At 73.1% G+C, this 11,372-nt stretch carries 8 protein-coding genes; 2 read left to right on the top strand and 6 right to left on the bottom strand.

Annotated elements, in window-relative coordinates; all coding sequences use genetic code 11:
• The 5 genes from VFM98_RS14285 to VFM98_RS14265 form a co-directional block, all read right to left on the bottom strand.
• On the bottom strand, positions 1-1,334 hold a 1,334-nt coding region (locus tag VFM98_RS14285), incomplete at its 3' end, for an AAA family ATPase (protein WP_325110581.1).
• The gene (locus tag VFM98_RS14280) at positions 1,331-2,527 is read right to left on the bottom strand and encodes an efflux RND transporter periplasmic adaptor subunit (protein WP_325110580.1); all 1,197 of its coding nucleotides are present in this window, start codon (positions 2,525-2,527) and stop codon (positions 1,331-1,333) included. The genes VFM98_RS14285 and VFM98_RS14280, both read right to left, overlap by 4 nt.
• A 3-nt stretch (positions 2,528-2,530) precedes the next feature.
• A complete protein-coding gene (locus tag VFM98_RS14275; RefSeq protein WP_325110579.1) occupies positions 2,531-4,897 on the bottom strand; it encodes an ABC transporter permease in 2,367 nt (788 codons plus the stop codon).
• A 4-nt stretch (positions 4,898-4,901) separates the two neighbouring features.
• A complete protein-coding gene (locus VFM98_RS14270; RefSeq protein ID WP_325110578.1) occupies positions 4,902-5,606 on the bottom strand; it encodes an ABC transporter ATP-binding protein in 705 nt (234 codons plus the stop codon).
• A gap of 55 nt (positions 5,607-5,661) precedes the next feature.
• Positions 5,662-6,651: a zinc-dependent alcohol dehydrogenase family protein gene (locus tag VFM98_RS14265; RefSeq protein WP_325110582.1), complete on the bottom strand. Its 990-nt coding sequence runs from the start codon at positions 6,649-6,651 to the stop codon at positions 5,662-5,664.
• An 88-nt stretch (positions 6,652-6,739) separates the two neighbouring features.
• Between VFM98_RS14265 and VFM98_RS14260 the strand changes: the two genes are divergently transcribed.
• Positions 6,740-8,494: a PHA/PHB synthase family protein gene (locus VFM98_RS14260; protein ID WP_325110577.1), complete on the top strand. Its 1,755-nt coding sequence runs from the start codon at positions 6,740-6,742 to the stop codon at positions 8,492-8,494.
• 6 nt (positions 8,495-8,500) lie between these two features.
• Here VFM98_RS14260 and VFM98_RS14255 read toward each other — a convergent pair whose 3' ends face one another.
• Positions 8,501-8,881: a TraR/DksA family transcriptional regulator gene (locus VFM98_RS14255; RefSeq protein WP_325110576.1), complete on the bottom strand. Its 381-nt coding sequence runs from the start codon at positions 8,879-8,881 to the stop codon at positions 8,501-8,503.
• Positions 8,882-9,023: 142 nt separating this feature from the next.
• Between VFM98_RS14255 and VFM98_RS14250 the strand changes: the two genes are divergently transcribed.
• On the top strand, positions 9,024-11,372 hold a 2,349-nt coding region (locus VFM98_RS14250), incomplete at its 3' end, for an acetate--CoA ligase family protein (protein WP_325110575.1).

Here is an 11,372-nt window from a genome sequence, read left to right as displayed (position 1 = left end):
GACGCATCGCCGCTGCGCTGGCGCAGGCGTTCGCGCAGCACCTCCAGCGGCGCCTCGCAGGCCAAGACCGAGAACGGCACGTCCCAGGTGCGGGCGAGCGCGCGCGCTTCCTCGCGTTCGGCGCGGCGCAGGAAGGCCGCGTCCAGCACCACCGGCCAGCCGGCCTGCAGCAGCGTGCCGGCCAGCGTGAACAGGCGCGCGTAGGTGCGGCGCGTGGCCTCGGGCGTGTAGAGATCGATGCCGTGCTCACGCGAGCGCGCCAGGGCGCCGAGCCCGTGCAGCCGCTTGCGTTCGACATCCGAGCGGATGCGGATCGCGCCCTCGCGCTCCAGCAAGTCCTGCGACTGGAAGGTCTTGCCCGAGCCGGGCAGGCCGCAGGTGATCCACAGCCGCGGCGTGGCCGGCGCGCTCCAGCGCAGCGCCTCGCGCGCATAGCGCTGCGCGTCGGCGCAGTGCGCTTGGCGCAGTTGGCAGGCCAGCGCGCGCACCAGCGCGCGGTAGGCCAGGCACAGGCGCAGGCCCGGCACGCCCTCGTAGTCGCCGGTCGCCTGCAGCCAGCCATCGAGCAGGCGCCAGGCGAGCGCCGGCAGGCCGTGCGCCCCCAGGTCCATCACGGGGAAGGCGATGTCCTCGATCACGTCGATGCAGCGCAGGGCCGCATCGAACTCCACCGCGTCGAAGGCCTGCACCTCGCCATCGAGCGTGAGCAGGTTGGCCAGGTGCAGGTCGCCATGGCCCTCGCGCACGTGGCCCGCGGCGGCACGCGCACGCCACAGCGGCAGCACCGCCTCGGCCTCTTCCTCCACCCAGCGCTCCAGCGCTTCCTGCTGCGGCGCGCTCCGCAGCGCGGCGCCGCCCTGCAGGACGGCCAGCGTGCGCTGGCGCAGGTCGGTCGGCCCCGGCGTGCAGCGCGGCGCGGCGGCATGGAAGGCGGCGAGCCGCGCCGCGAGGCGGTCCACCAGCGCCGCATCCAGCGTGCCCTGCGCCGCCTGTTCGCGCAGCAAGGCCCCCGGCGGGAAGCGCCGCATGCGCACCGCATGGTCCAGGGTCGGGCCGCTGCCGTCGATGGAAGGTGCCTCGGGGCTGCCGGTGATGCGGGCCACGCCCAGGTAGAGGCCGGGCGCGAGCCGCGCGTTCAGGCGCACCTCCTCCTCGCAGAAGTGGCGCCGCCGTTCGGGCGTGGAATAGTCGACGAAGGGCAGTCGCAGCGGCTTCTTGAGCTTGTACGCGAACTCGCCCGCGAGCAGCACCCAGCTGATGTGGGTCTCGATCAGCTCGGCGCCGAGGTGCTGCGCCAGCGCCTGAGCGATCATGCGGCTCTCGTGCAGTGTCATGGCTGCCGCGCCTCCACCCGGTGGCCGTCGCTGACCGTCGGCGGCGGGTAGACGATCACCTGCTGCCCCGGCTTCAGGCCGCTGCGCACCCATGCTTCGCTGCCGTTGCGGCCGCCCAGTTCCAGCGGCTGCAGCCGGGCCCGCCCGTCCTCGATGCGGAACACGCCCATGCCGCCGTCGCCGATCGGGAACAGGGCGCCCACCGGCACCAGCACGGCCTGGTCCACCCGCTGGGTGAAGATGCGCAGGGTCACGCGGAAGCCGTCGCCCACGACGCGCCAGCTTTCGGGCGGCGCATCGAGGTCCACCACCACCTTCACGCGCTGCTCCTCGATGCCGAGCGCCGAGACCTTGGTGAAGGCGGCCGGCTCGACCCGCCGCACGCGCGCCGCGATCGGCGGACCGCCCCAGCGCTCGACCACCGCGGCGCCGCCGGGCTGCGCCTGCACGGCATCGGTGGTGAGCAGTTCGGCGATCACTTCCATCTGCGCAGGATCGCCGATATCGAGCAGCGGCGCACCGGCCGCGATGGTGCCCTCGCTGGCCTGCGGGATGCGCAGCACCACGCCGTCGACGGGCGAGCGCACCGTCAACGGCTGGCCGGAGCGCGCCCCCGCGTTGGCCGGCAGCAGGGCCGCGGCGGCCTGGGCCTGCTCGTGCACCGCGGCCTGGCGCTCGGCCAGCGCCACCTCGACCTCGCGCTTCGCCGCGGCCAGCGCGAGCCGGCCGGCGTCCAGCTGCGCCGGCGGCAGGAAGCCCTCGCGCGCCAGCTTCCCGGTGCGTTGCAGTTCGAGCTGGGCCTCGTCGGCCGCGACCTGCGTGCGCTCGATGCGCGCCGCCGCGCGGGCCACGTTGGCCGTTGCGGCCAGGTGGCGCGCCGCCGCCTCGCGCGCGCTGCGCTCGTCCACCATCGCCGGCATCACCGGCATTAGCACGGCCACAGTCTCGCCGGCCGCCACGGGGTCACCCTCGCGCAGGGCGATGCGCAGCACGCGCGCCGCGACCGGCGCCGAGACGGTGTAGCGGTCCTTCAGCCGGGTGCGGCCGTCTTCCTCGATCGCCTGCTCGTAGCGTCCGAGCAGCACCGGGGCCGTCTCGACGACGATCGGCCGGGGCGCGAACGCCCAGGCGAGCAGGGCCGCCGCGGCCAGGCCGGCGACGGTGGCGAGCAGCAGGGTCTTCTTCTGGAGCATGCTTCACTCCCGGGTCTTGAGGGCGGCGACCATGTCGAGGCGGTCGATGCGCTGGCGCACCACCAGCGCGCTGGCCACGCCCGCGGCCACCACGCAGATCGCCGCCCAGGCGTAGGTGCGCGGCTGGATCACCACCGGAAACAGGAACTGGTCGGTGCGCATCAGGTCGACGATGGCATGCGTGAGCCCCCAGCCCATGGCCATGCCCAGCGGCAGGGCCAGCGCGATGCCGATCGCCAGCTCGCCCAGCAGCAGCAGCGAGACCTCGGCCCGCGTGAAGCCCAGCACGCGCAGGCTGGCCAGTTCCCAGTTGCGCTCGGCGAGCGCGATGCGCGCGTTGTTGTAGACCACGCCGACGGCGATCACCGCCGCGAACACGGTGAGGATGGTGCTCATGATGCGCACGTTGCGGGCGCTGATCTCCTCCATGTTGCGCAGCATCGTCGCCTTGCTGAAGGCGCCGGCCACCTTGGGCAGGCCCTGCGTGGCCTCCAGCACCCGCGGCAGGTCGGCCGCAGTCACCCGCAGGCTGAAGAAGTTGGCGACGTCGCCGTCGCCCAGCATGCGGTTGAGGGCGTCGCGCTGGATGAAGGCGTTCAGGCCCATCATGTCGCTGACGGTGGCGCGCAGCGCCATGGGCACGACTTCGCGGCCGCCTTCGCGCAACTCCACTTCGACGGTGTCGCCGGGCCGCAGGTTCAGCTTCTCGGCCAAACGGTCGGTCATCAGCAGGCCGTCGGGCGGCGCTTCGGCGGGCCGCTGGTGCACGTCGACGACGCGCTGCAGCAGGGCCTGCGGCGGATGGCCGTCGACCAGCCCCTTGTCGCTGCGGTGGCCGTGGCGGAAGCGCACCTGCAGCCGCCGGCCGGTTTCCACCTGCAGCACGCCGGGCAGGCGGGCCAGTTCGCGCGCCGCCGCGGCATCCACGTTCTCGTTCATCCACACGATCACGTCGCCGCGCATGCCGTGCTGGAACTGCGTCTCGACGATCGCCTCGATCGCGTCGCGGAAGAAGTTGCCCATGATCACGATCGCCACCGAGGCGGCGATGCCGCCGACCGTGAGCGCCGAGCGCAGCGGCCGGCGCTCGATGTTGCGCACGATCATGCGCAGCGCGGGCGAGGGCCGCAGGCGCGGGATGCGCTCCAGCAGCGCGCGCCGGTAGCGCCCGGGCGCGGGCGGACGCATCGCCTCCGCCGGCGAGAGCCGCACGGTGGAAGCGATGGCCGTCAGCGTGCCCAGCACCGCCGTCAGCGCCACGATCGCCAGGCCGGCGAAGGCCAGCGGCGCTTCCACCCGGTGCGTGAAGCTGGGAAAGCGGAACAGCTCCGCATACAGGCCCGTCAGCAGGCTGCCCATCCAGCGTCCCAGCAGCAGGCCCAACGCATAGCCGCCCAGCACCATGGGCGCGACCAGCTTCAGGTAGTGCAGGGCGATGGCGCCGTCGCGGTAGCCGAGCGCCTTCAGCGCCGCCACCTGTTCGCGCTGGGTCGCCACCAGCCGCGCCGTCACCACGTGCAGCAGGAAGCCGGCCACGGCCAGGAAGATCGCCGGCAGCACGGTGCCCATGACGCGCTGCTCGCGGATCTCGTTGTCCAGCATGGCGTGCGAACCCTGCTCGTCGCGCCCGTGGGCCGGGGTGCCGCCCAGGCCGCGCAGTCGCCGCGTCACGGCGTCGAGCACGGCGGGTTCGGAGGCCGAGGGCGCGAGCTTCAGGGCGACGCGGTTGAAGGCGCCGCGCATGTCCATGGCCGCGGCCAGCTCCTCGTGGTCGACCCAGAACACGCCGAAGGCGCGCATGTCGGGCAGGCCCATGACACCGCCGAAGATGTATTCGGGCGACAGCGCCGTGCCGGTGATGCGCAGCGTGCGCCGCTTGCCGTTGACGAGCGCCGAGACGGCGTTGCCGGGCTTCAGCCGGTGCGCCTGCGCGAAGGAGACGGTGACCACGGTTTCCAGCTCGCCGCCGCTGCGGCTGCCGGCCTCGGGCCAGCGGCCGCTTTGCAGCTGCACCTGGTTCAGGCGCTGGGGCCGGCGCCGGTCGAGGCCGATCAGCTGCCCCATGACGGGATCGATCGTGCCCGGCACGCTGACGCGGGCCATGGCCTCCACCGTGGTCTGCACGTCCACCACGCCGGGCACTTCGGCCAGGCGCTGCGCCAATGCGTCGGGTGCGCGCTTCACCAGGGCGAAGGCATCGGCGAAATGGGCGGAGGCGTAGAAGCTGTCGCGCGCGGCGGCCAGCGAATCGACGGCCGACAGCGTGGCGACGAAGCCGCCGATGCCGCTGGCCACCACCAGGGCGATGGTGAGGGCCTGGCTCCACAGCAGGCGCAGGTCGCGCAGCACCTTGCGGTCCAGGGCCTTCATCGCCTCACCATGCGAGTTCGGCCGGCGTGAGCCGGCGCTGCGGCCGCTCCTCGGCCGCGATGCGGCCGTCGGCCATGCGCAGCACGCGGTCCGCCATCCCCCCGATGGCGGCGTTGTGCGTGATCACGAAGGCCGTCGTGCCCAGCTCGCCGTTGATGCGCGCGATCACCTCCAGCACCAGCTTGCCGGTGGCGTAGTCGAGCGCGCCGGTGGGCTCGTCGCACAGCAGCAGCTGCGGGCGCTTGGCGATGGCGCGGGCGATCGCCACCCGCTGCTGCTCGCCGCCCGAGAGCTGCGAGGGGAAGTGATTGCGGCGCGGCGCCAGGCCCACCAGCGCCACCGCCTCGTCCACCGGCATCGGGTCGGCGGCGATGTCGGTGACCAGGGCCACGTTCTCGGCCACCGTGAGGCTGGGGATCAGGTTGTAGAACTGGAACACGAAACCGACGTGCTCGCGCCGGTAGGTGGTGAGGGCGTCGTCGCTCGCGCCGTGCAGCGCGTGCTCCTCGAAGAACAGCTCGCCCGCGCTCGGGATGTCGAGCCCGCCCAGGATGTTCAGCAGGGTGGACTTGCCGCTGCCCGAGGCGCCGAGCAGCACGACGAACTCGCCGCGCGCGACCTCGAGATCCACCGAGCGCAGCGCATGCACGGCGGACTCGCCGCTGCCGTAGGTCTTGGACAGCGCGTGCGCACGCAGGACCGGGGCCATGAAGCCAATGGTGGCAGGCCTCCGCGGCGCGCCCTTGACGCGCCGCAACTTCGCGTCAGGGCACCAGCACGGCCGCGCCTTCCAGCCGTCCGGCCCGCACGGCCTCCACCGCCGCATTGGCGTCGGCTAGTGCGAAGGACTGCACGTGCGTGCGCACCGGCACCCGTTGCAGCAGGGCGAAGAAGTCCTCGCCGTCGGCGCGCGTGAGATTGGCCACCGAGCGCACTTCGCGCTCGCCCCACAGCAGCGCGTAGGGGAAGGCGGGAATGTCGCTCATGTGGATGCCGCCGCAGACCACCACGCCGCCCTTGCGCACGGTGGCGAGCGCCGCCGGCACCAGCGGCCCGGCCGGCGCGAAGATGAGCGCCGCGTCCAGTTCCTGCGGCGGCCGCTCGGCGCTGCTGCCGGCCCAGGCGGCGCCGAGGCTGCGCGCGAACGCCTGGCCCGCGGCGTCGCCCGGCCGCGTGAAGGCGAACACCTCCTGCCCCTGGCCCACCGCGAGCTGGCACACGATGTGGGCCGCGGCGCCGAAGCCCCACAGGCCGATGCGCCGCGCCGCGGTGCCGCCCGCCAGCCGCCAGGTGCGAAAGCCGATCAGGCCGGCGCACAGAAGCGGGGCCGCGTGCAGGTCGTCCACGTGCTCCGGCAGGGCGAAGCAGAAGCGCTCGTCGGCCACGGCGTACTCGGCGTAGCCGCCGTCGCGGTCATAGCCGGTGAAGAGCGGCTGGTCGCACAGGTTCTCGCGCTGCATGCGGCAGTAGGGGCAGTGGCCGCAGGCCCGCCCCAGCCAGGGGATGCCGATGCGGACACCGGGCGCGAAGCGCGTGGCACCGGCGCCGCAGGTCACGACCTCGCCCACCACCTCGTGGCCCGGCACCACCTCCGCCCGGTGCGGGGGCAGTTCGCCGTCGATCACGTGCAGGTCCGTGCGGCACACGCCACAGGCGCGCACGCGCACCAGCACCTCGTGCGCGCCGGGTGCAGGCACCGGCTTGCGCACTTCGCGCAGGCGGTGTGCCGCCGCGTCGACGGCCATGGCGCGCATGGTGGAAGGCTCCATGCCGGCATCGTAAGGCAGCGCGTCCTTGACCTGCGGCAACTTTCGCGCAGCATGGAGGCCGGACGATCGGACCATGCCCGCCCCGCCGAACAGACCCGTTCCCCAGCGCACCGACCCGCTGGACCTCCCGCTGAAGACCGCCCTGGTGCGGCTGAACAACGGCATCTCGCCGGCCTCGGTGGCGATGGCGCACGTGGACTGGCTGACGCACCTGTCCGTGCTGCCTTCCAAGCAGACCGCGCTGGCGGCGAGCGCCTGGCTGAAGACGGCGGCGTGGCTGAACTACGTGGTGCGCAGCAGCTGCCAGCCCGATGCGCCGCACTGCGTGGAGGCGCCGCCCGACGACAAGCGCTTCAGCCATGCCGAGTGGCAGCTGCCGCCCTTCAGCACCATCGCGCAGGCCTTCCTGCTCACGCAGCAATGGTGGCGCGAGGCGAGCACCGGCGTGCGCGGCGTGTCGCGCCACCACGAGGAGGTGGCGGCCTTCACGGTGCGGCAATGGCTGGACATGCTGTCGCCCTCCAACTCGCCGCTGCTCAATCCGCAGGTGCTGCACGAGACCGCGCGCAAGTGCGGGGTCAACTTCGTGCACGGCTTCGCCAACTGGTGGCGCGATGCGATCGCGGTGGCGGCCGGCGGCAGGCCGCGCGGCGTGGAGGCCTTCCGACCGGGCGAGGCGGTGGCCCTCACGCCCGGCAAGGTGGTCCACCGCAACGCGATGGTCGAACTGATCCAGTACGCGCCGGCCACGGACAAGGTGCGCAAGGAGCCGGTGCTGATCGTGCCGTCGTGGATCATGAAGTACTACATCCTCGATCTCACGCCCGACGACTCGCTGGTGAAGTACCTGGTGGGGCAGGGCCACACGGTGTTCATCGCGTCCTGGCGCAACCCCGGCGCGGCCGACCGCGAGATCGGGCTGGACGATTACCTGGAGCTCGGCGTGCTCGACACCGTGGCCGCCGTGCAGCGCCTGTGCCCCGACACCACCATCCATGCGGCCGGCTACTGCCTGGGCGGCACGCTGCTGGCCATGGGCGCCGCCGTGCTCGGGGCGCGCAAGGTGCATGCGCTCAAGACCGTGACGATCATCGCCGGCCAGGTCGATTTCCAGGAGCCGGGCGAGCTGGGCCTGTTCATGGACGAGAGCCAGGTCGCCTTCCTGGAAGACCTGATGGCGGAATCCGGCTACCTCGATGGCCGGCGCATGGCGGGCGCCTTCCAGTTGATCAACTCCAAGGACCTGGTCTGGTCCAAGCTGCTGCACGAATACCTGATGGGCGCCGAGACGCCCATGACCGCGCTGCGGGCCTGGAACGCGGATGCGACGCGCATGCCGGCGCGCATGCACTCCGAGTACCTGCGGCGCCTCTACCTCGAAAACCAGTTGGCCGACGGCGAGTACCGCTTCCGCGGCGTGCCGATCAACCTGCGCGCGATCCGGGTGCCGATGTTCGTGCTGGGCACCGAGCGCGACCACGTCTCGCCCTGGCCCTCGGTGTTCAAGGTGCTGCGGCTCGCCCACGCGCCGACGCGCTTCGTGCTCACCGCCGGCGGGCACAACGTGGGCGTGGTCAACCCGCCGGAGGGGCCGGCGGCCAATCCCAAGGCCAGCTACCGCTGGGCCGAGCACCCGGTGGACGAAGCCCCGGCCGATCCGCAGGCCTGGTACGACGCCGCGCAGCAGGAACGCGGCTCCTGGTGGACCTGCTGGAACGAGTGGCTGCACCGGCATGGCAGCGGCAACGTGCCGGCCCGCGCGGTGCCGGACGTGCGCTTCCACGGCAAGGTGGTGCCGGCGCCCGGTACCTTCGTCTTCCAGGAGTAAGTGGGATCAGCGCCGCGGCATCGCCGGGCGCTCGTGGATCGCCTGGCAGGGGGTGCAGAAGGGCGTGGCGGGCAGGGCCAGCAGGCGGCGCTCGTCGATCGGCTCGCCGCAGTCCAGGCATTCGCCGTAGCTGCCGTCGTCCACGCGCCGCAGGGCGGCCACGATCTGGTGCAGTTCCGCCGTGGCGTTGGCGAGCGTGGCCTCGTCGATGATGGCCTGCCGGTCCTCGGCGGCGACATCCTTGAAGTCCAGCACCTCGGGCGGATTGTCCGTGGCGCCGACGGCGGCGCCCGCGTGCTGCTGCAGCAGTGCGCGCAGTTCGGCCGCGCGCTGGCGCAGCTTGGCCGCAAGCTTCTGCGTGAGGGGCGAGGCGACGACGACGGGCATGGCAAGGGCTGCGGGACGGGATCTCGAGGGCATTCTGGGCAGCGGGCCGGCGGGCGTCTTGATCTGGCGCAAGGGATGGCGCGCGCCGCGGCCTAACCTCGCCGCAAGGGCGCCACCGCGCCATCCGGATGCCACTTATTCCATGTCCGTCCGTCATCTCGATGCCTTGTTCGCCCCCCATTCCGTCGCCGTCGCGGGCGTCTCCACCCGCGGGCGGAACCTGGGGACCCTGGTGCTGCACAACCTGCGCGACGCGGGCTTCCCGGGACCGGTGTGGGCAGTGAACCGGCACGCCGGCGAGGTCGACGGCGTGCCGGTGTTCGCGTCGGTGCAGGAGCTGCCTGCGGCGCCCGACCTCGCCATCCTCTGCACGCCGGCCGCCACGGTGCCGCAGCTGGTGGAGGACTTCGCGCGCAAGGGAACGCGCGCCGCGATCGTGCTGACGGCCGGCCTGAAGGGACGCGCCACGCCCGACGGGCCCACCTACGAGCAGCAGATGCTGGACGCGGCCCGGCCCCACGTACTGCGCATCCTCGGACCCAACTGCCTCGGCGCGCTGGTGCCGGGACTGCACCTGAACGCCAGTTTCGCCCCGGGCACGGTGGCGCCCGGGCCGATCGCCTTCGTCTCGCAGTCCGGCGCCCTGGCCACCGCGATGCTCGATTGGGCCCACGCGCAGCGGATCGGCTTCTCGCATTTCATCTCGCTCGGCGACAGCGCGGACGTCGACTTCGGCGACGTGCTGGACTACCTGGCGAGCGACGGCGGCACCCGCGCCGTGCTGATGTACGCGGAGTCGGTGCAGCACGCGCGCAAGTTCATGTCGGCCGCGCGGGCGGCGGCGCGCAACAAGCCGGTGATCGTGGTGAAGGCGGGCCGCGCGCCCGAAGGCGCCCGCGCCGCCGCCTCGCACACCGGGGCGCTCGCGGGCTCCGACACCGTGTTCGACGCGGCCGTGCGGCGCGCCGGCATGCTGCGCGTCGAGACCCTGGAAGGCCTGTTCGACGCCGCCGAGACGCTGGCGCGCCCGCGGCCCTGGCGCGGCGAGCGGCTGGCCATCGTCACCAACGGCGGCGGCGCCGGCGTGCTGGCGGCGGACGCGCTCGCCCTCGCGCAAGGCCGGCTGGCGGACTTTTCCGCCGACACGCTGGCCAAGCTCGATGCCGTGCTGCCTGCCACCTGGTCGCATGCGAATCCGGTGGACCTGATCGGCGACGCGCCGGTGCAGCGCTACACCGAGGCCTTGCAGGTGCTGCTGGCGGCGCCGGAGGTCGACGGCCTGCTGTTCATGCACGCGCCGACGGCCATCGTGCCGGCCGCGGACGTCGCGGCCGCCTGCGTGCCGCTGCTGCGCGAGGCCGGCAAGCCGGTCCTGAGCTGCTGGCTGGGCGGCACCACGGTGCGGCCGGCGCGCGAAGCCTTCGCGCTGGCGGGCCTGTCCACCTACGCGACGCCCGAACACGCCGTGGCCGCCTGGATGCAGCTGGTGCAGTACCACCGCAACCAGGAGTCGCTGCTGGAATTGCCGCCCGCGCAACTGCCCGAGCTGCAGGTGGACCGGGCCGCGGCGCAGTCCCTGCTGCGCGAGGCGCTGGCCGACGGGCGCGAGTGGCTGGACGAAGTGCAGGCCAAGAAGGTGCTGCAGGCCTACGGCATCGCCACCGTGCGCACGCAGAAGGTGCGCGACGCGGAGGAAGCGGTGCGGGCGGCCGACGAGATCGGCTATCCGGTGGCGCTCAAGATCGTGTCGCCGCAGATCCTGCACAAGTCGGACGTGGGCGGCGTCGCCCTGGACCTCGGATCGGCCGCGGAAGTGCGCGCCGCGGCGCAGCGCATGCTGGAGACGGTGGCGCGCACGCATCCGCAGGCGCAGGTGCTGGGCTTCAGCGTCCAGGCGATGTTGCGGCGGCCCCAGGGCCACGAGCTGATCCTCGGCATCGCGAACGACGCGATCTTCGGCCCCGTGCTGCTGTTCGGCGCCGGCGGCACCGCGGTGGAACTCCACAAGGATCGCGCGGTGGACCTGCCGCCGCTCAATGCGAAGCTGGCGCGCGAGCTGGTCGCGCGCACGCGCATCGGTGCGCTGCTCGGGGGCTATCGCGGGCAGAAAGGGATCCGCGAGCCCGCGCTGGTGGACGCGCTGCTGCGCGTGTCGCAGCTCGCCTGCGACCTGCCGGAGCTGGCCGAACTGGACATCAACCCGCTGCTGGCCGATGCCGACGGCGTGGTGGCGCTCGATGCGCGCATCCGCGTGCGGCAGCCCGCCGCGGGCGAGGGCAGCCGGCTCGCGCTGCGCCCGTATCCGGCCGAACTGGAGGAGCGCTGGATGCTCGAAGGCCGGCCGCTGCGCGTGCGGCCGATCCGGCCGGAGGATGGCGAGCGGCTGCAGGCCTTCTACGCCCAGGCGACGCCCGCCGACATGCGGCTGCGCTTCTTCCTCGCCCGGCGCGAGGTCCCGCGCTCGGAACTGGCGCGCTACTGCCAGATCGAC

The sequence above is a fragment of the Ramlibacter sp. genome, assembly GCF_035706265.1.
GTDB lineage: Bacteria > Pseudomonadota > Gammaproteobacteria > Burkholderiales > Burkholderiaceae_C > Ramlibacter.
This window is presented reverse-complemented; position numbering and strand designations above follow the sequence as displayed.

Bases quoted from the DNA above. Each gene is read 5' to 3' on its own strand.
- VFM98_RS14280 (WP_325110580.1), bottom strand. From the start codon at position 2,527: ATGCTCCAGAAGAAGACCCTGCTGCTCGCCACCGTCGCCGGCCTGGCC.
- VFM98_RS14275 (WP_325110579.1), bottom strand. From the start codon at position 4,897: ATGAAGGCCCTGGACCGCAAGGTGCTGCGCGACCTGCGCCTGCTGTGG.
- VFM98_RS14270 (WP_325110578.1), bottom strand. From the start codon at position 5,606: ATGGCCCCGGTCCTGCGTGCGCACGCGCTGTCCAAGACCTACGGCAGC.
- VFM98_RS14265 (WP_325110582.1), bottom strand. From the start codon at position 6,651: ATGCGCGCCATGGCCGTCGACGCGGCGGCACACCGCCTGCGCGAAGTG.
- VFM98_RS14260 (WP_325110577.1), top strand. From the start codon at position 6,740: ATGCCCGCCCCGCCGAACAGACCCGTTCCCCAGCGCACCGACCCGCTG.
- VFM98_RS14255 (WP_325110576.1), bottom strand. From the start codon at position 8,881: ATGCCCGTCGTCGTCGCCTCGCCCCTCACGCAGAAGCTTGCGGCCAAG.